The following is a 25,974-nucleotide window of genomic DNA, read 5'->3' as shown; positions in this document are numbered from 1 at the left end:
AAACACTCCATCTATTTTCCCAAGCAAAAGCTCGAAAAGATTACATCCAGCAGGTTCTCAACGTCAATTCGGCCTACCAGCGCCTCAAGCGCGCGAATCGAATGGCGCAGTTCTTCTGATGCTATATCATATTGATCGGGGCCGTGATCCAGAACCAACATCGCAGCGGCTAATCCCTCGGCTGATTTCTGCAATGCAACGCGGTGACGTTCGTGCGTTGCAAGGCCGGCATTCAGACTTCGCGCGCCAAGGATGGTCTGTATTCTTTCTATCAGCTGCGGTACGCCCTGCCCCGTCACACCAGATATAGCGTCGTCCGCGCTATCGCGTAAGTCACCCTTTGGTCGCAGGACGATATCATCCGCAGTTGCGGCAACAGGCAGTTCCTCACCCTCTTCACTCAAAAACACGCGCAGGTCAGCTTGCTCGCCGCGGGTTTTCGCGCGGTCGATCCCGATGGCTTCGACCTCGTCTGCCCCCTCGCGCAAGCCCGCCGTATCCAGCAAGGTCACCGGCAGGCCACCAAGGTCCATCCGGACCTCGATCACGTCTCGCGTCGTACCCGCCACGGCAGAGGTGATCGCCGCATCGCGCCCCGCCAATGCGTTCAACAAAGTCGATTTCCCGGCATTGGGCCGGCCGATGATAGCGACCTCAAAACCCGTTCGGATACGTTCCGCCGTATGGGTACCGGCGATTTCAGCCAGAATATCGATGTTCACCGCATTCAGCAGTTCCGTAACCTCGGGCGAGACATCGACAGGAACGTCTTCATCCGCGAAATCAATGGTCACCTCAAGCAGAGCGGCCGCGCGGATCAGTTTTTCGCGCCAGATATCGACCTTTTGACCCAGGTGACCGGACAAAACGCGCAAGGCTTGTTTTCGCTGCGCTTCGGTCTCTGCCTCGATGAGGTCGCCCAAGCCTTCAACCTGCGTGAGATCCAGCTTGCCATTCTCCATCGCACGGCGGGTAAATTCGCCCGGCTCGGCAAGGCGCGTGCCGTCAAAACCAGAGAGCAGCGCCAGTACCGCACGCACCACCGCGATGCTCCCATGCAAATGAAGCTCGACCGTGTCTTCGCCGGTAAAGCTGTTCGGACTTTCGAAAGTCAGGACAAGGGCACGATCAATCACCTGCCCATCGGCGTCACTAATTGCGCGCACCGCGGCCATCCGCGGGGCGGGCAACGGCTGCGCGATGGTTTCAGCGATAAAAAACGCTTGCGGGCCCGAGATACGAATGACGCAAACACCGGCCCGCCCCTGCGCTGTGGCTTGGGCGAATATCGTATCCATATCATTTAACCCACTGATTTAAGTGAATATTTAGCTATTCATTGAGTCGAAGAAATCGGAGTTCGTCTTGGTTTGCTTCAACTTCCCGATCAGGAATTCAATCGCATCTGTCGTACCCATCGGGTTCAGAATACGACGCAACACAAAGGTCTTTTGCAGATCGTTCTTGTCGACCAGCAGATCCTCTTTCCGCGTACCGGACTTCAGAATATCGATCGCAGGGAAGACGCGCTTGTCCGCAATCTTGCGATCCAGCACGATTTCAGAGTTACCAGTCCCTTTGAATTCTTCAAAGATCACCTCGTCCATGCGGCTGCCGGTATCGATCAGAGCAGTAGCGATAATGGTCAGCGACCCACCCTCTTCGATGTTCCGCGCGGCGCCGAAGAAACGTTTGGGGCGTTGCAGCGCGTTGGCATCAACACCACCGGTCAGAACCTTACCCGACGACGGCACAACAGTGTTGAACGCGCGGCCCAGACGGGTGATCGAATCCAGCAAGATCACAACGTCACGCTTATGCTCGACCAGACGTTTCGCCTTTTCGATGACCATTTCCGACACGGCCACGTGGCGCGTTGCAGGCTCGTCGAAGGTGGAAGAAACAACCTCTCCTTTGACACTACGCTGCATATCAGTGACTTCTTCGGGGCGTTCGTCAATCAGCAGAACGATCAGGTAGCACTCGGGGTGGTTCTGTTCGATCGAATTGGCGATGTTTTGCAGCAGAACCGTTTTACCGGTCCGTGGCGGCGCCACGATCAAGCAGCGCTGGCCCTTACCGATGGGCGATACCAGATCGATGATACGCGAGGACCGGTCCTTTATCGTCGGATCATCGACTTCCATCGTCAGACGTTCATCGGGGTAAAGCGGCGTCAGGTTTTCAAAGGCGACCTTGTGGCGCGCTTTTTCCGGCTCTTCAAAGTTGATCTTGGTGACATCTGTCAGCGCGAAATACCGCTCCGCATCATCTGGCGCCTTGATCAGACCTTCGATTGTGTCGCCCGTGCGCAGCGAGTGCTGGCGGATCATCTCGGGCGAGACGTAAATATCATCGGGGCCCGGCAGATAGTTCGCTTCGGGCGACCGCAGGAAGCCAAAACCGTCCTGCAACACTTCCAGCACACCATCGCCCGAGATTTCCCAGCCTTCATCCGCACGTTCGCGCAGGATCTGGAACATCATTTCGCCTTTACGCATGGTCGATGCGTTTTCGATCTCAAGCTCTTCGGCCATCGCCAGAAGATTCTTGGGCGTCTGCGCCTTTAGATCCGCAAGGTTAAGTGTTTCAGTTGTCATGGAAATATCCTGTTCCGATCCCGGAATGCGGGCGGGTCGTGTCATAAAAATGGGCAGATGTATACGGTCCCCGGACGGGGTGCAGGAAACACATACTCAGAATGGCGGGTTTCGTCAATCAGCTTAGAATTTCACGACGACCGAGAATACAATGATGATCATCAGCAGCGTCGGTACCTCGTTCATGATCCGGTAACGTTTACCGCTCAGCCGGTTCTCCCCCGCTGCAAAGGCCTTCACACGCCCGACAAGCCACCCGTGGAACCCTGTCATCGCAAATACGCTTGCGCCTTTCGTCCAGGGCCACACAGCGGCCCAGTCGACGATGCCCGGTGTGAACACCAGCGCCAGCCCGAAAATCCAGGTGCCGATCATCGCGGGGCGCATGATCACGGTGGCGAGCTTGAACTCCATCATCTTGAAAAGATCGTGGGTCTGGCCGCTTTGGCCCACCTGCTCTGTATGATGCACCAGAAGCCGCGGCAGATAGAACAGCGCCGCCATCCACGAAATGACCGAGATAATATGAAGCGATTTTACCCAAGGATAGGCGATGGCAAGCAAGTCGGTCATGTCACACTCCGGTTGGTGCCTTCTTACTAATATAAATAAGAAAAGAAGAAAGATGATGATGTAAGTAGGGAGATCATTTTCTGTGGATTACTGTTTTGTACCTCGATTTATCCACCTGTGCATGTTGTGAATCCCCTATCGATGATAACTCGGCACCGCGCGGATAAATTCACCCTTTTTCAAATACTTAAATAAAAAATTTTCAGGGGATAAACTGTGTAGCTTTGTGGATAAGCTTGGGACTAACTCCGTTCAGGGGGTTTGCGATTTATCCTTATGCCGCCCCGTATAAAGCTGGAATTTCCCGCTGGCAGGCAGGGGTTTTCCCGACGCTTTCGCGCACTCTCGCCATTCGGGAGAAAAATCCCTAAGAACTTCCTAGCGTCGCACACAGGTTTATCCCCATGCCCCAACGTTTCATCCTCGCCTCCGGGTCGTCGATCCGGTCACAGCTGCTGCAACAGGCCTGCGTCCCCCATGAGGTGAGCGTGGCGCGCATTGATGAACAAATGATTAAGATGGCCCTGCTGGCAGAGCAGGCCCCCCCGCGTGACATCGCCGATACATTGGCCGAGATGAAAGCCCGCAAGGTCAGCGACAAGACCCCGGGCGCCTTGGTGATGGGCTGTGATCAGGTGCTCGACCATCGCGGGACGCTACTGTCAAAACCCGCCACGCCAGACGATGCGATTGCCCAGCTTAAATCCCTGCGCGGCGATCGCCATAGCTTGCTGTCCGCCGTGGTGATCGTCGAGGATGGCAAACCGATCTGGCGTCACGTGGGTCAGGTGCGGCTGCGCATGCGCGACGCGTCCGACAGCTATATAGAGGAGTATGTCGCGCGGAACTGGGACAGTATCCAACATGCGGTCGGCGCCTATAAACTAGAAGAGGAAGGCGTCAGGCTGTTCAGCGGCATTGAAGGCGATTACTTTAATGTCCTAGGGTTACCCCTGCTTGAACTGTTGAATTATCTGACGCTACGGGGGGATCTATCCGCATGAGCTTGGCTAAAATACCGCTGGCAGGTGTGATCGGATCGCCGATTGCCCATTCAAAATCCCCGCAGATCCACGGGCACTGGCTGAAAACGCTTGGGCTGAAGGGGGCCTATATCCCCCTGCACGTCGAACCCGAAGATCTGCGCCAAGTGCTTGAGGCGATGCCGAAAATGGGGTTCATCGGTGCCAATGTCACGATCCCCCATAAAGAAGCGGTGATCGAGATCGCTGATATCATCACAGACCGCGCCGCGATGATTGGGGCGGTGAATACGATCACCTTCCGCGCAGACGGTAAAATTCAGGGCGATAATACGGACGGTTACGGGTTTATCGAAAACCTCAAGGCAGGCGCGCCGGATTGGGTGCCGGGTGACGGCCCCGCCTGCGTCTTTGGTGCCGGCGGCGCCGCGCGTGCCGTGATCTCTTCTCTACTGGACGCCGGCGTGCCCGAAATTCTGCTTGCCAATCGCACCCGTGTGCGTGCCGAACGGTTGCGGTCGGTCTTTGGTAACCGCGTGACGGTCTATGACTGGTCGCAGGCGGGGACGATGGTCAGCCATGCGTCCTTGGTGGTGAACACCACGTCGCTGGGGATGATCGGAAAATCCGAGCTGCGCGTGCCGCTTGATGGGCTGCGCGCCGATACCGTGGTTACGGATCTGGTCTATGCGCCGTTGAAAACCACGCTTCTGGCAACCGCAGAGGCGGAGGGATGCGTCACTGTTGACGGTTTAGGCATGCTTTTGCATCAGGCGGTGCCGGGGTTCGAACGGTGGTTTGGCGCGCGGCCGACGGTGGACCATGAAACACGTCTGGCGGCGTTGCGCTGATGTTTCTTCTGGGTCTGACCGGGTCGATCGGTATGGGGAAATCGACCACCGCACAAATGTTCGCTGATCTTGGCTGCGCCGTCTGGGACGCGGACGCCGCCGTGCATCGGCTCTATGCCAAGGGGGGGGCGGCCGTCGCGGCGTTTCAGGAAACGCTGCCCGATGCGGTGGTTGCGGGCGAAGTGTCGAGGCCCGCACTCAAAAGCCTGATTGATGCGGACCCCACCGTATTGAAAACGATCGAAAGCATCGTGCATCCGCTGGTCGGTGAAGATCGGGCGGCCTTTCTCGCGGACACAAAGGCCAAGATCGTCGTGCTCGACATCCCGTTGATTTTTGAAACCGGTGGTGACAAACGCATGGATGCGGTGGCCTGTGTCACGGTCTCGGCCGACATCCAGCAAAAGCGTGTGATGGCGCGCGGGACGATGACGCTGGAACAGTTCAAAAACATCCGCGCCAAACAGATGCCAAACGATGAAAAATGCGCTTTGGCCGATTATGTGATTGAAACAGACACCCTGCCCCACGCCCGCGCACAGGTGGAGGCTGTCATCGACGATATCAAAGGAAAGCTGTCCCATGCGTGAGATCGTACTGGATACGGAAACCACCGGATTCGACCCTGAAAGCGGCGATAGGATCGTTGAAATCGGTGCGGTTGAACTGATGGGTCACGTGGCGACCGGCAATACCTATCACCAATATATCAATCCCGAACGCAGCATGCCCGCCGAAGCCTTCGAAGTGCACGGGCTGGGCGACGAGTTTTTGCGCGACAAACCCAAGTTTGCGCAGATCGGGCAGGATTTTCTGGATTTCATCGGTGATTCAAAGCTGGTGATCCACAATGCCGCCTTCGATATCAAGTTTCTGAACGCGGAATTGAAATGGATGGGTCTGCCCCAGATCCCGTGGGAACAGGCGCTTGATACGCTGGCCATCGCGCGCAAACGCTTTCCGGGCTCGCCCGCGTCGCTGGATGCGCTGTGCCGCCGCTTTGGCATCGATAACACGTCGCGGACGCTCCACGGTGCTTTGCTCGACAGTGAAATTCTGGCGGATGTCTATCTAGAGCTGATTGGCGGGCGGCAACCGGACTTCGGCCTGTCGACCAAACCGGAAAAGAAAGAGGGCGACACCACCCCCGATTGGACGCCAAAACCGCGCCCGACGCCCCTGCCCTCGCGGATTACCCCGCAAGAGGCCGCCGCCCATACCGAATTTGTCGATAAACTGGGCGACAGCGCTGTGTGGAAGACGCTTTAGGCGTCCGCTTTTTGCGTATTCTCGGCCTGACGGCGCGCGATCTCGTTGCGATACAGCGCAACAAAGTCGATGTTTTCTAGGTTCAGCGGCGGGAAGCCACCGTCGCGGGTCACATCGCTGACAACGCGGCGCAGGAACGGGAAGATCATGCGCGGGCATTCAATCAGCAAGAACGGGTGCATCTGGTCTTCGGGCACGTTTTCAACGTGGAAGATACCGACATAGTCGATTTCCAGCAGGAACAGCGTCGCGTCGCCACCTTTGGCTTTTGACGTAACCTGAAGCTTGATCGCGGATTCATACTGGTTCTCGGCCGACCGCTTTTTCGCATCCAGATTGACCTGAACCTGAACGTCGGGTTGCACATCTGTCGGCGCGCCTTTTTGCGCCATGATGTTTTCAAAGGACATATCACGGATGAACTGACCCAGAATACGCATCTGCGGCTGTGCGGCCTGGGTCGGTTGTGTTGCTTCTTCTTCAGCCATTTAAAGGCTCCTTAAGACAATAAACTCATTTAGTCGGGCTTATCAGATCGCCTTGCCGCGCTCAATGGCCCGCATCAAATGGCCTGAAGTCAGTGGCCCGCAGTCAATGCCCCGTCGTCAGTGGTCTGTCCAGCCAGAGGGGCGTTTGGGCCCGCGGTCCTGTTCCGACAGCTCGTGGTATTCGCCATCGATCACATCCCCCTGCATCGGACGATGGGGCTGTGGGCGCCGTGGCCCCGAGGTGCCGCCCATATGGACGCTGCTCACGTTGACCTTGCTGCGTGCAGCTTTGAACGCAGCGGTGCGCACACCGGGGATCAGCAGGGCAAAGCCCAGGGCATCGGTGAAAAACCCCGGTGTCAGCAGCAACGCGCCGGCAAACAGGATCATCGCGCCATGCACCAGCGGTTCGGTCGGATCACGGACTTCGGACAGGGACGATTTGATCTGGCCAAGTGCCAGCGCACCCTGAGCGCGCATCAGATAGGTGCCGATGATCGCGGTAGAAACAACAATCGCCAGCGTCCAGCCGAGGCCAATTGCCCCACCCACCTGAATGAACAACGTTATTTCTATCAACGGTACGGCAATAAAAGCCAAAAACAGCCACATGGCATGCGTCCTTTCCTATGGGCCAGAGTGGACTTGGCCCGGTTCACACCCTACATAGGGGCACTAGACCGACGTTTCCATGTTTCTCAGCACGAGGTACCTATGAATTCGCCCATGATACAGCTTCTGGTACTGGCCGCTATTGCCGTGTTCCTGATCCTGCGGCTCAAGAATGTGCTTGGCACACGCACCGGTTTTGAAAAACCGGCCGAGGTCAGCGAGAAACCCGAACGCCCCAGCGGCCCCGCGTTCGAAGTCATCGAAGGTGGCCCCGATCTGGATATTACCGATCACGCGCCCGAAGGGTCCGATACCGCGCTCGCACTGGCCGAGATGAAGCGTGTCGAGCCGTCCTTTGGGGTCAGCGACTTTCTGGGCGGCGCCCGCGGCGCCTACGAGATGATCGTGATGGGCTACGAACACGGTAATCTGGACGAGATCAAACCCTTCCTCTCGGAAGACATCTACGAAAGCTTTGTCGAAGGCGTTGCCGCGCGTGAAGATCAGGGCCTGACCGTGGAAAGCCACTTTATCGGCATCCGCGAGATGGAGCTTGAGAACGCCACGATGGACAAGACCACCAACGAGGCAGAGCTGACGATCCGTTTCGTGGCCGAGCTGACGTCGGTCGTGAAAGACCGCGATGGTGAAATCGTCGAAGGCAGCACGACAGAGGTCAATCGTCAAAAAGACACATGGGTGTTTGCCCGTGTCATGGGCTCGGATGATCCAAATTGGCTGCTCGTTTCTACAGACGGTTAAAGCGTGCCTGTGCGGGTGCATTGCTGTGGGCGGGCCTGATGGCGCCGCCCGCTTCTGCGACAGATGTGTCCTATTCGATCCTGTCGTTCGACCAGCTTGAGGGGTGGGAAACCGACGACCACGCCGCCGCCCTGCGCGCGTTTCTGAATACCTGCGGTGATATGAAGGATGTCGATTGGCGCAACATCTGCGCCTATGCCAGATCCGACCCCGATCCACGCCAGTTCTTTGAACTTCTGTTCCGGCCTGTGTTGATCGAGGACGGCAACGAGGCGATGTTCACGGGCTATTTCGAACCTGAACTTGACGGCGATCTCTACCCCTCCGACCGCTACCGCTATCCGGTCTATGCCATGCCGCCAGAGGCGAAGGCGAACAACCCGTGGCTGACCCGCCGCGATATTCTGGATACCGACGTGATGAAGGGCCGCGGCCTTGAGATCGCCTATGTCGACGACCCGGTCGAACTTTTCTTTCTGCAAATCCAAGGCTCTGGCCGCATCAGGCTGCCCGATGGAAATTATCTGCGCGTGGGATACCGTGGTGCGAACGGTCACCCGTACCGGTCGATCGGCGTCGAACTGGTGCGCCGCGGCGTCTATGACCCGCATCAGGTCAGCGCAGAGGTGATCAAGAACTGGGTTCGCCGTAATCCTGATGACGGACGCGAGCTGCTGTATCACAACCCGTCCTATGTGTTCTTTCGCGAGGTCAATCAGGTGCCCGCCGATCAGGGGCCGCTTGGCGCGATGAACCGGTCGGTGACCACCCTGCGCACCGTTGCTGTGGACCCCAATTTTGTACCGCTCGGTGCCCCTGTCTGGATCGAAAAAGAGGGCAAGGAACCGATGCACCGCTTGATGATCGCGCAGGATACCGGGTCGGCGATCAAGGGCGCGCAACGGGCGGATGTGTTCTTTGGCACCGGCGACAAGGCGGGGCGTGCCGCGGGCAAGCTGCGTGATCCGGGGCGGATGATGGTCCTGATGCCGATCCAGCGCGCCTATGCGCTTTTGCCGGAGCCGCTACTATGAGCCGCAAGCGTCTGGATAAGGATGATCTGTCGCTCTGGAAAAAGGTGACAGAGCGGACGGAAAAGCTCGACGTTGACAAGCTGTTCCGCGCCGAGATTGACGGCACCTCCCCGATCCACGGCCCCACGCCGACGCCGCCGCAAATCCGCAAGCGCAGCTCTGTCGTCATGGGCAAGCCCGATCCCAAGCCGCGGCGAAACACCCATGATCTGATGCCCTCCCTGCCCGATCAGCTGCGTCAGGCACCGGTGCAGATGGATTCAAAGGCGTTTGGCAAGCTCAAGCGGGGCAAGATGCGCCCCGAGGGTCGCATCGACCTTCACGGCATGACGCTGGACCGCGCTCACCCTGCGCTGACCAAGTTCATTCTGGGCTCGCATGCCAAGGGGCGGCGCCTTGTCTTGGTGATCACCGGCAAAGGCAAGATGCGGGACGAAGGCGGCCCGATCCCCGTGCGCCACGGCGTGCTGCGCCACCAGGTGCCGCAATGGCTGTCGATGCCGCCGCTGTCGTCAGCTGTGCTTCAGGTCAGTCAGGCACATATCAGCCACGGCGGCGGCGGCGCCTATTACGTCTATCTGCGGCGTCACCGTTAGGCCGTGGCAGGCGCGACCAACCGCTTGCGATAGCGCAACACCCCGACCGTCGCCATGATCGCGGCCACGGCATAGTAGATCGCAATCGGGATCATCTGCTGCGGGAAATCAACGCCCAGATCAATGAACAGCCCCGTCACACCCGGCCCGATGGCCGACCCGAACACCATCAGCGCGGCGCCCACGGCCTTGATCGACCCGATATAGCGCGTGCCATAGAATTCGGCCCAGAAAACAGAGGTCGCGGTCGCCTGCATCCCCTGCCCCACGCCAAAGATCATCAACCCGACACCCGCCATCGCAATCGTATCGGCAAAGGCGAGCACGGCGAAAGACAGCGCGAAAGGCAGCATTTGCACAGGCGTGACCCGCGTCACGCCAAACCGGTCGATTGCCCAGCCCGACACAAAGGTCGAGACCACGGATGTCACCGTATAAAGCGGCATCAGCGCGACAAAGCTGACCAGCGTCCAGCCCTTCACCTCTGTCAGGTGGACCTGCTGAAAGAACAGCGCCGTCCCCCAAGCCGGAGGACCGATCACCAGCGGGATCATCAGCCAGAACAACCCGTGGCGGATCATCTGCATCCGCGTCCAGTGCTGCCCGTCCATCCCCGCCGATTGCGTGCTTTGCGCCATGGATTGCGGCGTACGCTCTTGCCGCAGCAGCAGCAGCATCACCGGCATGGTGATCAGCACCAAAGCGGCGGCCAGCACCCAAAGGCTGCGCCAGTGAAAGCTTGCGAAAAGGGCGACGAAGACGACCGGCAAAATCGCCTGACCCGCCGCAAAGCCCATAGACGACAGCGACAGCGCCTTGCCCCGTGCGGCTTCGAACCAGCGCACCATCGCCACGGCCCCAAGCTGAGACATCATCCCCTGCCCGGTCAGACGCAGCGCATAGATAACAAAGATCAGAGCGATCCAGTTCGGCACGGCCGCCATCGCCAGACAGGCGCCCGCCAGCGCGACCATCACCCAGAATGACAGTCGGCGCACCCGAAACCGGTCTGTCAGCACACCCGCCCAGATCATCGTGATCGCCGAGAGCGTCGTGCCGATGGTATAGATCCCGCCCCATTGACCGTCAGACAGCCCGAAACTGCCCTTAATCTCGCCCGCGAAAAGCGAGATGAAATAGGTCTGCCCATAGGCCGAGGTAAATGTCAGCAGGAAACCCGCCAACAAGAACACCCAATTGGCGCGGATAAATCTGAAGTATGCCATGCGCCATCATTCTCAGGCGCATGGCAGATTGAAAAGCCCTAAAGAACGTAGCGTGACAGATCGGTGGATCGTGTCAGCTCGCCCAGGTTCTTCTCGACGAAATCGCCGTCGACAGTGATCTTTTCGCCGGTGCGATCCGGCGCGCTGAACGACAGCTCTTCAAAGACACGCTCCATCACGGTGTAAAGCCGCCGCGCGCCGATATTCTCGATCGACTGGTTCACGTCGGCGGCGATCTTGGCCAGCGCCTTGATACCTTCGTCGGTGAATGTGACCTCGACCTCTTCGGTGCCCATCAAAGCGGTGTATTGCAGCGTCAGCGCATTGTCGGTCTCGGTCAGGATGCGAACGAAATCATCCTCCGTCAGCGCGCGCAGCTCGACGCGGATCGGCAAGCGGCCCTGCAATTCGGGCAACAGGTCGGACGGCTTGGCAATATGGAAGGCGCCCGAGGCGATAAACAGGATATGATCCGTTTTCACCGGCCCATGTTTGGTCGATACGGTGGTGCCCTCGATCAGGGGTAGCAGGTCGCGCTGCACGCCTTCACGGCTGACATCGCCGCCACGCGCGTCAGAGCGGGCGCACACCTTGTCGATCTCGTCCAAAAAGACGATGCCGTTCTGCTCTACCGCCTCGATCGCGGCGCGGTTGACGGTTTCGTCATCCAGCAGCTTGTCGGCCTCTTCGCTGATCAGCACCTCGTAGCTTTCGGCGACTGACAGACGTTTCTTGACCGTCCGGCCGCCCATGGCTTTGCCAAAAAGATCGCCAAGGTTCATCATCCCCATACCGCCGCCGGGTTGCCCGGGGATATCCATAGCCGGGAACGGGCTAGAGGTATCGGCGACTTCAAGCTCGATCATCGTATCGTCCAGCTCGCCCGCTTTCAGCTTCTTGCGGAACATATCGCGGGTGCCTTCGCGGGCGTCCTTGCCCGCAATCGCGTCAACAACGCGTTCTTCGGCGGCCTTATGGGCGCTGACCTTCACGTCCTCGCGCATGTATTCGCGGGTCATGACGATGGCGCTGTCTACCAGATCACGAATGATCTGTTCCACATCGCGGCCGACATAGCCGACTTCGGTGAATTTCGTCGCCTCGACCTTGAGGAAAGGGGCCCGCGCCAGTTTTGCCAAGCGGCGGCTGATCTCGGTCTTGCCCACGCCGGTGGGCCCGATCATCAGGATGTTTTTGGGGTAGACTTCGTCGCGCAGATCATCGCCCAACTGCTTGCGGCGCCAGCGGTTGCGCAGCGCCACGGCCACGGCGCGTTTGGCGTCGTTCTGGCCGATGATAAAACGGTCAAGTTCAGAGACGATTTCGCGGGGGGTCAGATCGGTCATTGTGTGATTTTCTCCACCGTGAGGTTACCATTGGTATAAACGCAGATGTCCGAGGCGATCTTCATCGCGTCGCGTGCGACGGTTTCGGCGTCGCGGTCGCTGTCCATCATGCCGCGCGCCGCGGCCAGCGCGTAATTCCCGCCCGACCCGATGGCCGCGACAGAATGTTCAGGCTCCAGCACGTCGCCCGCGCCGGTGATCACCAGCAGCTCGCGCCCGTCTGACACGATCAGCATCGCTTCGAGCTTTTGCAGGTATTTGTCGGTGCGCCAGTCTTTGGCAAGCTCGACACTGGCGCGCGCCAGTTGTCCGGGCGTGGCTTCAAGCTTGGCTTCAAGCCGTTCCAGCAGCGTGAAAGCATCAGCAGTCGAACCGGCAAAACCCGCCACAACGTCAAACCCGCCGGGGCTGAGCCGGCGTACCTTGCGTGCGGTTCCTTTGATCACGGTTTGGCCAAGGCTGACCTGACCGTCGCCCGCGATCACGACTTCGCCGTCTTTCTTCACACCGATGATGGTGGTCCCGTGCCAGCCGGGGAATTCTTGCTTTGACATGTAGCCTCCATAGTTCAAACCTATATGAAAACCCCGCCGCTGTTTCGCAAGGCTAATGTCCCGAAAGGATTTGAATGCCACCGGTAGACGACCTGAAAACCGAAGGATTTCAGATATTTGAGCGATTGGCAGCCAAGGCGGGGATTGCGCCCGAAACCTGTACCTGCGGGGCCGAGTGGATCAAGGATGACAGCAACCAGCGCCAGATCGTGCAGCGCTATGACGGGCGTGACGGGGTCTCTGTCGTGCTCAAACACGTGGCCCGTCCGTGGGATACCGACAGGTTCACCGCGATGCTTGCGGCCCATCAGGCAGCCTGTGACGCGATCGACGGTGTGCCCGGCTATAGCGTGCCACAGATCCTCGCGGCGGAGGCGGGCCAGCAGGCCTATCTGATGTGCTTTGCCAAGGGCGACACGTTTCTGGACCTGTGCCGCCAAGCAGAGGATCACGCCCCCTTGCTGCGACGGGCGGGCGGCTGGCTGGCGGCGTTTCACGGGGCAACTTTGCAGGGCACCCATCCGTTTCAGCCGCGGTTCATGGTCAATCACCTGCACCGTCTGGTGGCGCGTGTTGAAAGCGGTGCGCGTCGGATCAACGGCAAGCAACGTTTTGCAGCCTATGTGGGTCGTATCGCGGAATACGCGCCGCAGGCCCAAGGGCACGCGGGCCAGATTGCGGCGAAACATGGCGACCTGAACGGGTATAATCTGGTGATGGCGCCCGACGAGACGGCAGCGTTCGATTTTTCAGCGACCACACCGTCGCCCGTGGGCTATGACATCGCGCGGCTGCTGCAAAGCTATACCCAGATGGTCGGCGACCTTGACGCCTTGCCCAAAGGCCATAGCGTTCCCCCCGCCGCCTGGGACGCGTTCTTTGAAGGATACACACTGGTGCCGCCCGATGATCCCACGGTGCACTTCCTGACGCGGGTGCAGATCCTGACCGACTGGAACCGGATTCAAGAACATGGATCTATCGCCAATGTCATGCGGTTCGAGCGGATCAAAAAAATAGCGCGCCAAGCCTTTGCCTGACGCGCCATTGAATGTGCTTGCTGCGGGTGCGGCAGCTTAGATCGACTCTTCGATCCAGCCTTGCAGCGCGGCCTTGGGGCGGGCGCCGGCCAGGTTCGATACGACTTCGCCGTTCTTGAAGATGAACAGGGCAGGGATGCCGCGCACACCCATCTGGGCGGGGCTGTTGGGGTTTTCGTCAACGTTGACTTTGACGATCTTTACCTTGCCGTCCATCTCGGAGGAAAGTTCCTCGAGCGCGGGGCCGATCTGCTTACAGGGGCCGCACCACTCAGCCCAGAAATCCACCACAACGGGGATATCGGAATTCTTAACTTCTGCGTCGAATGTTGCGTCTGTGACTGCGACGGTTGCCATGTTGCTGCTCCTGCACGGGGTTGGTTAGAGTGGGAACCTATGTAGCCCCATGCGTCCCGTCAAGATCGCGCACCCGCGATAGGGCGTTTGTGATCAGCGCGTCGGGCAGTTCCATCAGCGTGGCGGTGCGGGTCCATAAAATAGCGGTGCGGATGCGGTGATCGGGAAACACCTGCGCCAGCGCGGCGGCATAGGCTCCCATCTGGCGCAACAGCCCTTCGGGGCAGCGATCGGGCGTATCGGGCACCACGCGGTTGGTTTTGTAATCCACCAGCAATACATCCGTATCCGACACCAGCAGCCGGTCGATTGTCCCGTGCAGCCGTTCGGTGCCCAAGGGCGCGGTGATCGGTACCTCTGCCAAGGCGTCCTTGCCAAAGACATGTGCCAGTTCGGACGTATCCAAGACCGCGATCGCCTCTCTCAAGGCGGCTTGGGCGACGGTTTCGTCATACCCCTGCGCCAGCGTGTGCAGCACGCCGTTCCAGCGGTCGCTGTGCATCATCGGCAGGGTTTCCAGCATCTTATGCACCAGATTGCCGTAGGATTTCGCCGCATCCTCCGACTGGCCATCATCGCCGGGCAGGGCCTTGGCACCGCCCAGATCAGAGGGGGCCAGCGTTTTGGCGCGCAATGGGATATTGGTAAGAGGGGTGTTAAAAACAGGCTCTAACACTGGCGTGGTGTGGGTTTTGGGGGCGGTATCGATTACCGGCAGCGCATCCCAGTCGCCATGTTCAAACCGCATCCCGCCCGAGCTGCCAACCGGCTTGGCACCGGCCTGACCCATCGCGGCACCGACCATCTGATACCAGCTGTTGCCATCCTTGGGCAGCTCTCCCGCCGCGGCCACAATCAGCCATTTCTCGGCCCGCGTCATCGCCACATAGAGCAGCCGCAGCCGTTCGGCCATCTCGCGCGCCTTGCGGTCGTCAAGTGCGCCGCGCATGGCAGCGGGCATATCCCCTTCGGACAGTTTCCACACAGGCGTGTCACCGATCTTGATGATCTCGTCCCGGATCACCAAAGGGCGTTTGCCCGTGTCCGGCAGGATCACGATCGGCGCCTCAAGCCCCTTTGCCCCGTGCACGGTCATCACACGCACCTGATCCGAGGCATTGTCGATCTGGCGCTTGATCTCGAGGTCGTCGGTCTGCATCCACACCAGAAACCCCGTGAGGCTGGGGATCGCGCCGCGTTCATACGATAGCGCCTGCGAGAGCATGGCGTTGATCCCGTCCTCTGCCTCTGACCCCAGCCGCGCCAGCAGCTTGCGGCGCCCGTCATGGCGGGTCAGGATACGTTCAATCAGGTCATAGGGCCGCAGGAAATCGACCTGTGCCCGCAAATCTCGGAGGATCGCAACGGTTTCGGGGTAGGCATCGCTGCTGCGCAACGCCTGCCACAGGTGATCTTCCTTGCGGTAGTGGGACAGGGTGAACAACATCTGCTCTGTCCACCCGAACAGAGGCGATTTCAGCGCCGTCGCCAGCGATAGGCTGTCTTCGGGCGTGGCAAGAAAGCTCAGCAGCGCCGCCAGATCCTTGACCGCCAGTTCGGCCCCGACCTTGAGCCGGTCCGCGCCCGCAATCGGCACATCGGCTGTTTTGCACGCGCGGATGATTTCCGAGAACAGATCACTGCGCCGCTGCACAAGGATCAGAAAGTCACCGGCCCGAATACGCCGCCGCGCAAAGGCGCCGGGGGTATCGGTATCGACGGGAAGATAATGTTCGCCCTCGATCAGCTCCTTGATCTGCGACGCGACCTGATCGGCCAGAACGACCGTATGGTGATGCGCCGACTTTTGATCGACGGGATCGGACCATTCACGGTCATCGGGCTCATCGGTTTTCTCGACCACGGGCCAAAGATCAACACGGCCGGGCAGGGCGGATTTGAACGCCTTATGCGCCGCATCGGCCTGAAACCCTGCATCCGTATGCGGGGCGAGCGTTGTATCCACCAGTTGCAGGATCGCCGAGGACGATCGGAACGAATATTCAAGACTGCGCCGTTGAAAGATCTGACCCGCTTGGGTGATTTTCTGCTCGAACAGATCCTGTTTGTGATCAAACTCGCGCGGGTCGGCCCCCTGAAAGGAATAGATCGACTGTTTTTTATCGCCCACGACAAACAGCGTGCGGTCTTCCTCTTCGCGGGCACCGTCGCCGCTGTAAAATTCATCGGCCAGCCGTTCGATCACATCCCATTGGCGCGGGCTGGTATCCTGCGCTTCGTCCACCAGAATATGATCAATGCCACCGTCGATCCGATAAAGCACCCAAGCGGCCACCGCAGGGTTCGTCAGCAGCGCCCGCGCCTTGAGGATCAGATCATCAAAGTCGAGCCAGCCGCGTTTCTGTTTCTCGTGGGCATAGATTTCAAGGAAACGATGCGCGAATTGATGCAGCACATGGGTCTTCTGCGCCGCCCGCAGCGCCAGCCGCGCGTCACGGGCATCTTCGACCCGCCGCATCAGGTCATCGACCTGCGGCATCAGATCAAACAGCAGCTTTTGCGTCGGTTTCGTGGGCAGGCTGCCGACCTTGGCGGTAAAGGGTTCCTTGGCGCCCGCACCGGTCAGCATCACGTCTTCCAGAACGGGCAGGGCAGAGATATCCATTGTCTGGATCGTCGCCAGCTTTTCCGCCGCTTTGCCGTCCAGCCCGCCCTTGGCCCGCATCGGCGGGATCATCTGTTCAAGGATCATCGCCTCTGATCCCAGAAACACCGAAGTTGTGATCTTGTCCTCGGTCAGATCGGCGGGTTGATCGAACAATGCCAGCACGTCTTCCCATGACAGCACAGTGGCAAAGCCTTCGCGCTGCCCGACGATACTGCGGGTGAGCTTGCTGAAATCCTCGCCCGTGTACATCCGCGCCAGCGTGGTGATCAGCGCGGCATCCTGCCCCTCGGCCATGGTGTCCACGATCTCGGCCCGCAGCAGATCGGCGGCGCGGTCTTCGATCTCGGTGAACTGCGGGCTGACCCCTGCTTCTAGGGGAAAGCGCCGTAATAGAGACGCACAGAACGAATGGATCGTCTGGATCTTCAGCCCGCCGGGGGTTTCGATGGCGCGGGCAAACAGGGTGCGGGCCATGCGCAGCTTTTCGGGGGTAAAGCCATCCTCGACCCCCAGCTCCGACAGCGAATGACGCAGATCGGCGTCGGTCAGCATGGCCCAGGCACCGAGCCGTTTGAACAGCCGGTTCTGCATCTCTGACGCGGCGGCTTTGGTGTAGGTCAGACACAGGATATGCTGCGGTTCGACCCCGTTCAGCAACAGCCGCGCCACGCGGTCGGTCAGCACGCGGGTCTTACCCGACCCCGCATTCGCCCCCAACCACGTAGAGGCATCGGGCCGCGCCGCGTCGATCTGGGCGCGGGTGGCGTCGTCAAAGGGGGCGGTCATGTCAGATCCTCCGGCGTGGGTTCGGTCGTGGCATCCCATTCGCCAAACCGGGCCAACTGGTCATAATCGCCTGCAAAATCCGTGGTTTTTACCATCCGGCGCGCGGTAAACCCCTGTTCATCCGACAGGTAGCTGGTGATCAGCGCGTGCAGCTTGGCCAGCACCTCGTGCGGGGGTTCATCCTCAAGCGGCGCTGGGCGTTCCACCGGTTTGCTGCCAAGCCCGATATAGGCGGCTTGGGCAACGGGGGCGGGGCCGATTTCCTTGAAACCGCCTTCCTCGACCATCGCGGCTTCGAGCAACAACTGCTTATCAAAGGCTTTCTGCTCGGCCACACTGGGCGGCGTGCCGGTCTTGTAGTCATAGATCAGAATATCGCCATCTTCCGTCCGGTCGATCCGGTCGGCAAAGCCCATAAGGGTAAAGCCCAGATCGGGGAACTCATGACTGCCCTTGGCGGCTTTTTCAAAGGCGGCGGGGGTGGAATAGCTTTGTCGGTGCAATTCGTTTTCGATGAACCAATCGGCAATCCGTTCGATCTTGGTCAGCCACATGACGCGCGCGGCGGGCCACGGGGCTTCGGCCTCCAACACGGTGCGGGCAGTCTCTAACAAATGGCTTTTCGTCAAAAGCGCAGGCTCCGCTGTCACCGATTTGATGAACCGTTCCATGATCTCGTGTACGATAATGCCGCGCACGGGCGCGTCTGGCGATTGCACCAGCGGGTTCAGCGCACGCAGTTTCAGGCTGTGTTTGGCATAGATCGCATAGGGGTCGCGGATCAGGCGCTTGATCTCTGTCACCGACAGCGCATGGGGGCGTGCGGCACGGGGCGGGCGCGGCGACGGGCGCGGCGCGGGGGGCACACGGGTCACGGTTTCCAGCGCGCGGGCCTGATCCAGCCAGTGGTCGCCGCGTTTGATCATCGCCTTCCACGCCGCATCACCGCCCTGTGCGGGCAAACCGTTCAGCAGGTTGCCCAAACGATTCAGCCAACGCGAAGGCACGGTTTCCGCCTCGTCCGACCGGATCGCGCGGGTCAAACAGACCTCGGGCGCGGCGATGGATTGTTGATAGTCATGGGCCGACAGGCCGATCCGCCGTTCGGGCAGCAGCAAACCGGCTTTCAGGCGCATCTGGCGGTTCAGCCAAGGGTCTGGCGGCGGGGCTTCGGGCCATGTGCTGTCATTCAGCCCGCCAAGAATCACCAGATCGGCGCCTTGCACGCGGGCCTCTAGCGTGCCCCAGATCATGACGTTGGGATGCGGCGCGTCGCGGTCGCGGATTTCGCCCTGTTGCAGCAGGGCACCCACCAGATCGGTGTAATCCGCCGCTGACATCTCGCCACCATAGGGCGCGTTTTCGGCAAGGTCGTTCATCACCTTCGCCGCCTCTTCGCCCGCGTGATGCTGCCACAACCCGTTGGGCTGGCTTGGCGTGGCACCGTCGGCGATGGCATCGGCCAGCGCCATATGCAGGGCGACCCAGTCTTCCAGCGGCCGGTCGCCGGTGAGTTCGCAATCGGTCAGATGGGTGCCGACCCAATCGGCCCAGACATCCATTTGCGCGGGGTCTTTCGACCGCGATACCGTCTTGCGCGCCAGTTTCAACACACCTTCCGCATCAGGGTAGGGCAGCCCGTCGCGGCGCAGTTGCAGTTCCAGCCGTTGGGTGTTGAGCTGGTGAAAATTGCGATCGCCGCCGCTGTGGGTCAGCGGATGTTTCAGCAGGGTCAGCAAGGCTTCGGAATCCAGCTTGCGCAGGAACAGATCGCCCACATGACGCAAGAACCGACCCGGAGGCGACAGATGCAGCGGCAAGCCCGCGCTGTCGTCGGGCAGGATGTTCCACCGGTCCAGCGCCGAGGTCACCTGACGCGACAGCATCCGGTCCGGGGTGATCAGCGCGGCGGTTTTACCGTCCTCGACCGCTTGGCGCAGGCGCAGCGCAATCGCAAGCGCTTCTGCTCGCGGGGTGGGGGCCTGTATCAGGGTTAACCCTTCGGTGGCCTGATGCAGATCGGGCAGTTTCGGCCCTTCGGTCAGCCAGACGTGGGTCACAGGGGCAGGGCGCAGGGACAGCGACACCAATGCATTGCGCGCGGCAGAGGGCGGCGGCGTGTCGGTCCAGGCCTCGATCTTGCTGCGCGACATCTCAAGCTGGCGCAGCAGGTCGCGGAACCGGTATTGCGGATGATCCTGCGAGATCTTTTCCTGATCCTCGCCCAGATCGGTCCAGACCGCTTGCGGCATGTCGAAACAGAAACCGGGAAGCACAAGCGCGCCTTGTGGCAGCTTTGCCACCGCCTCCATCAGCAGGGCAGAGGTGCCCCGCGATCCGGTAGAGCCCGCGACGATCACCGGATGCCGGGGCGGGTTCTGCTCCCACTCTGCGATCAGGCGCTGTGCGACCTGACGTTGCCGCGCACGCGGATCGGGGCGGGTGACGCTTTCCCCCAGATACTGGTGCGCGATGGCGAGGAATTGTTTCGCGCGTTCCCAATGGCCCGATTGGTCGCTGACATCCAGCTCGGTCACGGCCTCGACCGGTACGCCTTCGCCCTGCATTTCGTCGATCAACTGCGCCAGACTGTCCGACAGGTCATAAAGCGACGCGCGCGGAGCCAGTTCAGGCGCTTGATCCAGCAGCTTTGACACCAGCGTAATCAACTCTAACCGGCGGCGTAGAGCCGGACCGGGGCGCGGCAGGTCAACGCCGCTGCCAAGGGTATCAAGGTTGTCGATCAGATGGATGCGCGGCAGTAGGCTGGGCGGTCCCGCGTCAAAAATATCGCGCAAACGCCGCTGCATCCGGCGGGTGTTGACCACCAGATCAATGCGCCCGATGGCATGGGCGGGTTGCCCTTCCAGCCGCGAAAGCAAACCCCGCACCAGTTCCTTGGGAAAGTCGACGCCGGGGGCCAGCCCGAAAACGCGCGGTGCGTCCTGCGGTTCAAACATCGGCGGCGTCCAGCATGTTTTCGGCAAGGGTGATCCCGCCGGGGTGGCCGACATCGCACCAGCCGCCGGGATAGGACAGCCCATACATCCGCCCGCGGTCCAGCATCACGTCCCATAAGAGGTTGAGCGAGAATGCACGCTCTGAAATCGTCTCTAACAAGTCGGTTTTGATGATCTGCACCCCGCCATAGACAACCCCCGGCCCGCGTTTCAACGCGCCGTCGGTGCCCATCGTAAAGTCTCCTTCGCCCCCATGCCCCACGGCCTGCGCCACCGGCACGCCCATCAGCAGCGCATCCATCCTGTCGGGGTCCCATGCGTCTGCCAGCAAGGACAGCGGGTTGGGCCCCGCCCAGATCGCATCGGTGTTCATGGTAAACACGGGGCCGTCGCCCAAAAGCGGCAACGCATTGCGTAGCCCGCCGCCGGTTTCCAGAATATCGGGCTGTTCCACAATCGTCTGCACGTCGCGCCCTGCCAGATGATCCAGCAGTGCGTCGGGCTTATAGTGCAGGTTCACGACGATCCGTCGCGGCGCGACACCGCGCGCGAGATCAAGCGCGTGGTCGATCAACGGCTTGCCTGCGACTGGGATCATCGGCTTGGGCTGGTCTTTGGTCAGATGTTGCATCCGCGTGCCGAAGCCGGCGGCAAACATCATCACGGCATCTGGGGCGTGGCGCATCTGGCTTTCAAATCCTTCAGAAAATCGGGGGTCGGCGCGGGGAGGGCGGGACGCAGCACATCGGCCAAGGGTGCAAGCGCCGGATCATCAAGGTTACGCTGCACATAGCCCCAAACGCGGGGGATGAAATCGACGTAATGCGCCTTGCCGTCGCGCAGGCAAAGCCGTGCAAAGATCCCCAAGATCCGCAGGTTGCGTTGCAGGCCAAGCAAGGCATAGGCGCTGCGGAAGGCGGCATCTTCCTGTCCGCTCAGCCGGATGTAGTGGACGATCATCGCCGCCTCGATCTGCGGGGTCACATCGCGCCGCGCATCTTGCAGGATCGACACCAGATCATAGGCGGGGTGGCCCTGTAGCGCGTCTTGGAAATCCAGCAGCCCCACGCGGGCAGAGCCCGTCCGCTCGGGCCGCCACAACAGGTTTTCAGCGTGGTAATCGCGCAGGATGATCACACGGGGGCTATTGTCCAGCGCACGGGCCAGCGGGGTGAAGAGGGCGTTAAACTCCGCCGCGGCGCCGCTGTCGGGGGCGTACCAGTCAAACACCATCTGCGCCGCCTCTGTCAGCCAATCGGCATCGCAGAGCGGCAGATCGGGGGGCGGGGCCTTGTGCAGGTCCAGCAGACAGTCGGTCGCGGCGGTATAAAGCTGCCGCGTCATCGCGGACGATTGGACCATCAGCCGCGCAAACAGGTCATCGCCCAGATCCTCGATCAGCAGAAAGCCGTTGCCTGCGTCTTGCGCGTAAATCTCGGGCGCGCTGGCCCCTTGGGCGCGCAGCCAGTCGGCGATGCGGACAAAGGGGCGCACGTCTTCACCCTTGTCGGCGGGGGCGTCCATCAGCACGGCGGTGCGGCCATCATCACGGGTCAGACGGTCATAGCGGCGGTTCGATGCGTCCCCGGCCAGCAGATCGCGCCGCGCCTGTGCCCAACCCGCATCGGCAAGGAAGCTGTCCAAGGCGGTCATACGGTCGTTCATTTGCGCCATGCCCCCAGCTTTTCGGGCCATTTATCGTCGTTCCACGTGGCAGAGAGCCGCCGTGTGTCGTCGCCGGTGACCGTCAACGTCAGATCAAGCGCATCTTCGGGGCGCAGATCGCCCAGCCTGTCGGGCCATTCCACAAGGCAGATGGCATCGCTGAACGCATCGGTCAGCCCCAGCTCTTCGATCTCGTAGACAGAGGTCAGACGATACAGATCCGCATGCCAGATCGCGGCGGCGGGGGCGTCATAGGTCTGCACCAGCGTGAAGGTGGGCGAGGGCACGTCTTCGGGCACCGGCAGCAGCGACTGGATCAGCGCCCGCGCGAAATGCGTCTTGCCCGCGCCAACGTCGCCGGTCAGTAAAACAACGTCGCCCGCAGTGAGCGCGCACCCAAGGGTCACGGCCAATCGGGCGGTTTGGTCTGCGTCATGCAGCGTAAGATCAAGTGCGTGTGATGCCATGCGCCAAGGTTACTTGGGCGTGGTGGTGCGCCGCAAGGCGAAAGCGGGGCGTCAGGCGTCTTGTGGCGGTTTCTCGGCTTCGGGGTTTTCAATCTCTGCCACCGGCTTTTTCGGCTGGTGAAACCGGATCAGCGTGGCCCCGTCCACGATGGGGGAAAACAGGCAAGTCAGTTCTGTCCCATTGGCGAGATACAGCGGCATGCTCCACTTCATGCGATCTTCGCGGTTGGTCACGAAATCCTCTATCTCTTGCCACAGCAGATTGGGGGCGGACCGGCGGTGCCAGCCCTGTATTGCGTCGTGGATAGAGATATCGGCAAAGGTCATGTCGGGATCGACACCCCAAAGGTCATTATACGCGGTGTTAGAGAAGGTCAGAATACCCGACGACGAAAAGACGACGATGGCATCGTCCAGCGTATCAAGCATCGCCTGCCCCTGTTCCAGCTCTGCCCTGAAGGTGCGTGTCAGGCTGACCTGGGCGCTGATATCCTCTATCAGAAAGGCCGTGGCCCCGTCGGGGTGCGGCCGACCCTTGACCCGAAAGGTCTGCCCTGACTCAAGCGACCATATCTCTTCATAGCGGCCATCATGGGCGGCGCTGATCAGCTCGGACACGGTGGTACGCCAGGTGGCATAATCCTTCGGCTCGGGGATTTTGCGTGCCTCGCGCAGCTTGTCGAAGAAGGTCTGGATCGCGGGGCGCGCGCTCAGGAACTGCGCCCCCAATCCGGTTAGGTCGATTAACGCCGGGTTAAACAGCACCAGCTGGCTTTTGCGGTCAAATATCGCGAGCCCGATGGACAGCTGCGCAAAAGTCTTGGTCAACGTTTGCACGAAATTGCGTTGCGCCTCTTCGGCGCGGACCAATGCGGTGATGCAGGTCGCCTGATAGCAGTTGATGCTACGCGATTGGCTGTGGGTGACCGCGTACCAGTCTTTCACCCCCGTGGTCCGGTCGCGCAAGGACAGACGATGGGTCGCGTTGCTGAAATCGCTGGGAAACAACCGCTGCGTTTCAATCGCCTGACCGGGGTGACAGGCGTTAAACAACTCGTGATAGGCATCGTTGTACCAAAGCAGCCGGTTTGCATGGTCTGTATGCCAAAGCGGCACCGACACGGTAGAGCGTAGCCGCGTCAACGTGACCTCTGCCTCTGACCGCAGATCGACGCCCATATCATTGGGGTCCAGCACCACCACGCGGCACAGGTGCTTTTCCCAGGTGATGCGGATCAACGTGTGAATCTTGGGGTCGGTGGCCGGGACGATCAACTGGCCTTCAGGTGTCGAAGGGGGTTTGTCGGGGAACATCGCAAAGCGACCTGACACGTTGTGATGCAAGTCGGACCATTCGTGAAACCCCGCCTCTAGCGGGCAAAACTGCGCTGTCGTGCCAGAGGCGTGCTGCAACACCCCGTGGTCAAAAAGATAGGACAGCTCGGGCTCCCCCCGCGGATCGGCCTTGTCGGCGGTCTCTGCGTTATCGAGCCAGAGATAGGCGATATAGCCACTCGAAAGAATGGCAAAAATCACGAGCGCAATGTCGAAGGTGGAAGCCACGGCGGGACTCAATTCTTTAGGGTTCCACTCAGTTAAGCGCCCAAATAGTTAACAGTTTATTAACCGCCGTGTGACCTACCGCGGAAAATCGCCGAGGTCGTCTTTGGTGCCCCCCACGCCGCTGCCGCAGGGATCACGTGAAGCGGGTGTTCTCTCCGGTGGGCAGGGGCGTTTCGCCGTGATGCGCATCCAGCTTTTCGCGGGGCCATGTGACCTTGACCACCGCACCGACGGGGGTGTCCGTCTTGGGGGCGCTGTCCGGCCCGTTGGCAAAACGAAGCTCCGCACCCGAGCGTTCAAGCAAGGTCTTGGCGATGAACAGCCCCAGCCCCATGCCTTCGTATTCGGGGCGCCGCGCGTTGCTGCGGTCCGAAGGGCGCCGCCGCATGAAAGGGTCACCGATGCGGCCAAGGATATGCGGCGGAAAGCCCGTACCATCGTCAAATATCCGGACCGAGATGACTGTCTCAGACCAGTTCGCCTCTACCCAGACCGTTGTGGCGGCGAAATCCACCGCGTTCTGCATCAGGTTGCGCAGGCCGTGGATGATCTCGGGTCGGCGCAGGATCGCGGGCTGGTCGGCGGCGTCTCCGGCATCTGGTCCGAGGGTAAAGGTAAACGTCTTGCCGCGCATCCGGTGCGGTTCGGCGGCTTCTTCAAGCACCGTCATCAAGGGGGCTTGGCGCAGATGCAGATCGTCTTTGCCCGCCCGCCCCATGTCGCGCAGAATATCGCGGCACCGGTCGGCCTGATCGCGGATCAACGCGGCATCCTCGGCCAGATCGGGCTGGTCTTGCAGTTCATTCCACAGCTCGCTGCTGGCCAGTTTGATCGTGGCAAGGGGCGTGCCCAGTTCATGTGCGGCAGCGGCCACCACGCCGCCAAGGTCGGTCAGCTTCTGTTCGCGCGCCAGCGCCATCTGGGTGGCGGCCAAGGCGTCGGCCATCGAATGGATCTCGGTGGTGACGCGGCGGGAATAGGCGGTAGAGAACACAATCGCGATCACCAGCGCGATCCAGATGCCGAAGATAAAGATACCCGGCAGCTCAAGCCGGCCCCCGTTCTGGGTGACCAACGGCAGGTGAAACAGCGCCAACCCCGTCGCCAGCCCAATGGCTGTGCCACAAAGCACGATGGTCGACCGCAGGCTCAGCGCCGTGGCAGAGATGGTCACCGGCCCCAGCAACAACAGCGAAAACGGATTATGCAGCCCGCCCGTCAGGAACAGCAGAAAGGCCAGCTGCACCAGATCGAACAGCACCATCAGCAGGTTTTCATATTCAGACAAACGCTTGTTTTCGGGAAAGACCAGAATGGCGATCAGATTACCGATCACCGACACGCCAATCGCGAAATAGCACAGCCCCAGTTCAAGCTGCAGGCCAAAGATGCGTTGCGCGACGGTGATCGCCGTCAGTTGCCCCGCAATCGCCACCCACCGCAGCACGATCATCGTGCGCAGGCGGATCCAGTTGGCACGCGCGCCCTTGCCCAGGCCTCTACCCACGGGAATGTTAGCGGCCTGCGTCATCGGCGCACCTTTTCAAAATGTCGTTTGCGTTGATAAAGGGAAAGCGTAGGTCTGTGTCCGACCGGGATCAAGAGCGCCTAAC

The 25,974-nt window shown here is 60.5% G+C and carries 24 protein-coding genes; 8 read left to right on the top strand and 16 right to left on the bottom strand.

The features are described from left to right. Nucleotides 1–11 precede the first annotated feature (11 nt). From mnmE to C1J04_RS01855, 3 genes are all read right to left on the bottom strand, one after another. Entirely contained in the window at nt 12–1,298 is a 1,287-nt protein-coding gene (mnmE, locus tag C1J04_RS01865; RefSeq protein ID WP_009825712.1) for a tRNA uridine-5-carboxymethylaminomethyl(34) synthesis GTPase MnmE, read from the bottom strand. Between the two features lie 30 nt (nt 1,299–1,328). Beyond that, nucleotides 1,329–2,600 (bottom strand): transcription termination factor Rho, encoded by a 1,272-nt coding sequence (rho, locus tag C1J04_RS01860; RefSeq protein ID WP_005850767.1) that lies wholly within the window; start codon nt 2,598–2,600, stop codon nt 1,329–1,331. Between the two features lie 123 nt (nt 2,601–2,723). After that, nucleotides 2,724–3,173 (bottom strand): CopD family protein, encoded by a 450-nt coding sequence (locus tag C1J04_RS01855; protein ID WP_009825711.1) that lies wholly within the window; start codon nt 3,171–3,173, stop codon nt 2,724–2,726. 404 nt (nt 3,174–3,577) lie between these two features. Between C1J04_RS01855 and C1J04_RS01850 the strand changes: the two genes are divergently transcribed. The 4 genes from C1J04_RS01850 to dnaQ are packed head-to-tail and all read left to right on the top strand — an operon-like array spanning nt 3,578 to nt 6,276. Then, nucleotides 3,578–4,177 carry a Maf family protein gene (locus tag C1J04_RS01850; protein WP_009825710.1) on the top strand — a complete coding sequence of 200 codons (600 nt, stop codon included), beginning with the start codon at nt 3,578–3,580 and terminating at the stop codon, nt 4,175–4,177. Then, nucleotides 4,174–5,007 carry a shikimate dehydrogenase gene (locus tag C1J04_RS01845; RefSeq protein ID WP_009825709.1) on the top strand — a complete coding sequence of 278 codons (834 nt, stop codon included), beginning with the start codon at nt 4,174–4,176 and terminating at the stop codon, nt 5,005–5,007. The genes C1J04_RS01850 and C1J04_RS01845 overlap by 4 nt, the downstream gene beginning before the upstream one ends. Next, nucleotides 5,007–5,597: a dephospho-CoA kinase gene (gene coaE / locus C1J04_RS01840; protein WP_009825708.1), complete on the top strand. Its 591-nt coding sequence runs from the start codon at nt 5,007–5,009 to the stop codon at nt 5,595–5,597. The genes C1J04_RS01845 and coaE overlap by 1 nt, the downstream gene beginning before the upstream one ends. Next, a complete protein-coding gene (gene dnaQ, locus C1J04_RS01835; RefSeq protein WP_009825707.1) occupies nt 5,590–6,276 on the top strand; it encodes a DNA polymerase III subunit epsilon in 687 nt (228 codons plus the stop codon). The genes coaE and dnaQ overlap by 8 nt, the downstream gene beginning before the upstream one ends. Here dnaQ and secB read toward each other — a convergent pair. Then, nucleotides 6,273–6,764 (bottom strand): protein-export chaperone SecB, encoded by a 492-nt coding sequence (gene secB / locus C1J04_RS01830; RefSeq protein WP_005850756.1) that lies wholly within the window; start codon nt 6,762–6,764, stop codon nt 6,273–6,275. The genes dnaQ and secB overlap by 4 nt on opposite strands. Before the next feature lie 117 nt (nt 6,765–6,881). Then, nucleotides 6,882–7,376, bottom strand: coding sequence for an FxsA family protein (locus C1J04_RS01825; protein ID WP_009825706.1), 495 nt, complete (start codon nt 7,374–7,376; stop codon nt 6,882–6,884). Nucleotides 7,377–7,478: 102 nt separating this feature from the next. On the opposite strand from C1J04_RS01825, the gene C1J04_RS01820 reads away from it, so the two are divergent. The 3 genes from C1J04_RS01820 to C1J04_RS01810 are packed head-to-tail and all read left to right on the top strand — an operon-like array spanning nt 7,479 to nt 9,768. After that, complete coding sequence (locus C1J04_RS01820; protein ID WP_005850752.1) at nt 7,479–8,138, top strand: Tim44/TimA family putative adaptor protein; 660 nt, start codon at nt 7,479–7,481, stop codon at nt 8,136–8,138. 38 nt (nt 8,139–8,176) lie between these two features. Continuing rightward, nucleotides 8,177–9,172, top strand: coding sequence for a murein transglycosylase A (gene mltA, locus C1J04_RS01815; protein ID WP_037954540.1), 996 nt, complete (start codon nt 8,177–8,179; stop codon nt 9,170–9,172). Beyond that, nucleotides 9,169–9,768: a Smr/MutS family protein gene (locus tag C1J04_RS01810; RefSeq protein ID WP_005850748.1), complete on the top strand. Its 600-nt coding sequence runs from the start codon at nt 9,169–9,171 to the stop codon at nt 9,766–9,768. Before mltA ends, C1J04_RS01810 begins: the two co-directional genes overlap by 4 nt. On the opposite strand, the gene C1J04_RS01805 is transcribed toward C1J04_RS01810, so the two are convergent. Genes C1J04_RS01805 through hslV form a run of 3 tightly spaced genes read right to left on the bottom strand, consistent with a single transcriptional unit; the run spans nt 9,765 to nt 12,894 of the window. Further along, nucleotides 9,765–10,994 carry an MFS transporter gene (locus C1J04_RS01805; protein WP_009825704.1) on the bottom strand — a complete coding sequence of 410 codons (1,230 nt, stop codon included), beginning with the start codon at nt 10,992–10,994 and terminating at the stop codon, nt 9,765–9,767. The two genes, C1J04_RS01810 and C1J04_RS01805, sit on opposite strands and share 4 nt — an antisense overlap. A gap of 38 nt (nt 10,995–11,032) precedes the next feature. Next, nucleotides 11,033–12,340, bottom strand: a complete 1,308-nt coding sequence (gene hslU / locus C1J04_RS01800; RefSeq protein WP_009825703.1) for an ATP-dependent protease ATPase subunit HslU — start codon at nt 12,338–12,340, stop codon at nt 11,033–11,035. Then, nucleotides 12,337–12,894, bottom strand: a complete 558-nt coding sequence (gene hslV, locus C1J04_RS01795) for an ATP-dependent protease subunit HslV (RefSeq protein WP_005850743.1) — start codon at nt 12,892–12,894, stop codon at nt 12,337–12,339. Before hslV ends, hslU begins: the two co-directional genes overlap by 4 nt. A 74-nt stretch (nt 12,895–12,968) precedes the next feature. Here hslV and C1J04_RS01790 point away from each other — a divergent pair, with 74 nt between their 5' ends. Beyond that, nucleotides 12,969–13,934: a phosphotransferase gene (locus C1J04_RS01790; RefSeq protein WP_009825702.1), complete on the top strand. Its 966-nt coding sequence runs from the start codon at nt 12,969–12,971 to the stop codon at nt 13,932–13,934. A 36-nt stretch (nt 13,935–13,970) separates the two neighbouring features. On the opposite strand, the gene trxA is transcribed toward C1J04_RS01790, so the two are convergent. From trxA to regB, 8 genes are all read right to left on the bottom strand, one after another. Further along, complete coding sequence (trxA, locus tag C1J04_RS01785) at nt 13,971–14,291, bottom strand: thioredoxin (protein ID WP_005850739.1); 321 nt, start codon at nt 14,289–14,291, stop codon at nt 13,971–13,973. A 37-nt stretch (nt 14,292–14,328) separates the two neighbouring features. Beyond that, the gene (gene addA, locus C1J04_RS01780) at nt 14,329–17,706 is read right to left on the bottom strand and encodes a double-strand break repair helicase AddA (protein WP_009825701.1); all 3,378 of its coding nucleotides are present in this window, start codon (nt 17,704–17,706) and stop codon (nt 14,329–14,331) included. Beyond that, nucleotides 17,703–20,666 (bottom strand): double-strand break repair protein AddB, encoded by a 2,964-nt coding sequence (gene addB / locus C1J04_RS01775; protein WP_009825700.1) that lies wholly within the window; start codon nt 20,664–20,666, stop codon nt 17,703–17,705. The genes addA and addB overlap by 4 nt, the downstream gene beginning before the upstream one ends. Further along, on the bottom strand, nt 20,659–21,351 hold the full coding sequence (locus C1J04_RS01770) for a nucleotidyltransferase family protein (protein ID WP_009825699.1): 693 nt from the start codon (nt 21,349–21,351) through the stop codon (nt 20,659–20,661). Before C1J04_RS01770 ends, addB begins: the two co-directional genes overlap by 8 nt. Next, complete coding sequence (locus C1J04_RS01765; protein WP_009825698.1) at nt 21,327–22,340, bottom strand: aminoglycoside phosphotransferase family protein; 1,014 nt, start codon at nt 22,338–22,340, stop codon at nt 21,327–21,329. Before C1J04_RS01765 ends, C1J04_RS01770 begins: the two co-directional genes overlap by 25 nt. Continuing rightward, a complete protein-coding gene (gene tsaE, locus C1J04_RS01760; protein WP_009825697.1) occupies nt 22,328–22,798 on the bottom strand; it encodes a tRNA (adenosine(37)-N6)-threonylcarbamoyltransferase complex ATPase subunit type 1 TsaE in 471 nt (156 codons plus the stop codon). Before tsaE ends, C1J04_RS01765 begins: the two co-directional genes overlap by 13 nt. Before the next feature lie 51 nt (nt 22,799–22,849). Continuing rightward, nucleotides 22,850–24,361, bottom strand: coding sequence for a PAS-domain containing protein (locus C1J04_RS01755; protein ID WP_009825696.1), 1,512 nt, complete (start codon nt 24,359–24,361; stop codon nt 22,850–22,852). 133 nt (nt 24,362–24,494) lie between these two features. Continuing rightward, nucleotides 24,495–25,892, bottom strand: a complete 1,398-nt coding sequence (gene regB / locus C1J04_RS01750) for a sensor histidine kinase RegB (protein ID WP_009825695.1) — start codon at nt 25,890–25,892, stop codon at nt 24,495–24,497. Nucleotides 25,893–25,974 lie beyond the last annotated feature (82 nt).

The organism is Sulfitobacter sp. SK025 (assembly GCF_003352105.1).
GTDB lineage: Bacteria > Pseudomonadota > Alphaproteobacteria > Rhodobacterales > Rhodobacteraceae > Sulfitobacter > Sulfitobacter pontiacus.
Note: the sequence above shows the minus strand (reverse complement) of the source record. Positions and strands in the feature narration are given on the sequence as shown.

What these genes read in the sequence shown, in the direction of transcription:
- dnaQ (WP_009825707.1), top strand. Translation starts at nt 5,590, where the DNA reads ATGCGTGAGATCGTACTGGATACGGAAACCACCGGATTCGACCCTGAA.
- C1J04_RS01825 (WP_009825706.1), bottom strand. Translation starts at nt 7,376, where the DNA reads ATGTGGCTGTTTTTGGCTTTTATTGCCGTACCGTTGATAGAAATAACG.
- trxA (WP_005850739.1), bottom strand. Translation starts at nt 14,291, where the DNA reads ATGGCAACCGTCGCAGTCACAGACGCAACATTCGACGCAGAAGTTAAG.
- addB (WP_009825700.1), bottom strand. Translation starts at nt 20,666, where the DNA reads ATGTTTGAACCGCAGGACGCACCGCGCGTTTTCGGGCTGGCCCCCGGC.
- C1J04_RS01765 (WP_009825698.1), bottom strand. Translation starts at nt 22,340, where the DNA reads ATGGCGCAAATGAACGACCGTATGACCGCCTTGGACAGCTTCCTTGCC.
- C1J04_RS01805 (WP_009825704.1), bottom strand. Translation starts at nt 10,994, where the DNA reads ATGGCATACTTCAGATTTATCCGCGCCAATTGGGTGTTCTTGTTGGCG.
- C1J04_RS01845 (WP_009825709.1), top strand. Translation starts at nt 4,174, where the DNA reads ATGAGCTTGGCTAAAATACCGCTGGCAGGTGTGATCGGATCGCCGATT.
- regB (WP_009825695.1), bottom strand. Translation starts at nt 25,892, where the DNA reads ATGACGCAGGCCGCTAACATTCCCGTGGGTAGAGGCCTGGGCAAGGGC.
- hslV (WP_005850743.1), bottom strand. Translation starts at nt 12,894, where the DNA reads ATGTCAAAGCAAGAATTCCCCGGCTGGCACGGGACCACCATCATCGGT.
- mltA (WP_037954540.1), top strand. Translation starts at nt 8,177, where the DNA reads ATGGCGCCGCCCGCTTCTGCGACAGATGTGTCCTATTCGATCCTGTCG.
- hslU (WP_009825703.1), bottom strand. Translation starts at nt 12,340, where the DNA reads ATGACCGATCTGACCCCCCGCGAAATCGTCTCTGAACTTGACCGTTTT.
- coaE (WP_009825708.1), top strand. Translation starts at nt 5,007, where the DNA reads ATGTTTCTTCTGGGTCTGACCGGGTCGATCGGTATGGGGAAATCGACC.
- C1J04_RS01855 (WP_009825711.1), bottom strand. Translation starts at nt 3,173, where the DNA reads ATGACCGACTTGCTTGCCATCGCCTATCCTTGGGTAAAATCGCTTCAT.
- C1J04_RS01850 (WP_009825710.1), top strand. Translation starts at nt 3,578, where the DNA reads ATGCCCCAACGTTTCATCCTCGCCTCCGGGTCGTCGATCCGGTCACAG.
- C1J04_RS01820 (WP_005850752.1), top strand. Translation starts at nt 7,479, where the DNA reads ATGAATTCGCCCATGATACAGCTTCTGGTACTGGCCGCTATTGCCGTG.
- secB (WP_005850756.1), bottom strand. Translation starts at nt 6,764, where the DNA reads ATGGCTGAAGAAGAAGCAACACAACCGACCCAGGCCGCACAGCCGCAG.
- addA (WP_009825701.1), bottom strand. Translation starts at nt 17,706, where the DNA reads ATGACCGCCCCCTTTGACGACGCCACCCGCGCCCAGATCGACGCGGCG.
- C1J04_RS01810 (WP_005850748.1), top strand. Translation starts at nt 9,169, where the DNA reads ATGAGCCGCAAGCGTCTGGATAAGGATGATCTGTCGCTCTGGAAAAAG.
- rho (WP_005850767.1), bottom strand. Translation starts at nt 2,600, where the DNA reads ATGACAACTGAAACACTTAACCTTGCGGATCTAAAGGCGCAGACGCCC.
- C1J04_RS01770 (WP_009825699.1), bottom strand. Translation starts at nt 21,351, where the DNA reads ATGCGCCACGCCCCAGATGCCGTGATGATGTTTGCCGCCGGCTTCGGC.
- tsaE (WP_009825697.1), bottom strand. Translation starts at nt 22,798, where the DNA reads ATGGCATCACACGCACTTGATCTTACGCTGCATGACGCAGACCAAACC.
- mnmE (WP_009825712.1), bottom strand. Translation starts at nt 1,298, where the DNA reads ATGGATACGATATTCGCCCAAGCCACAGCGCAGGGGCGGGCCGGTGTT.
- C1J04_RS01790 (WP_009825702.1), top strand. Translation starts at nt 12,969, where the DNA reads ATGCCACCGGTAGACGACCTGAAAACCGAAGGATTTCAGATATTTGAG.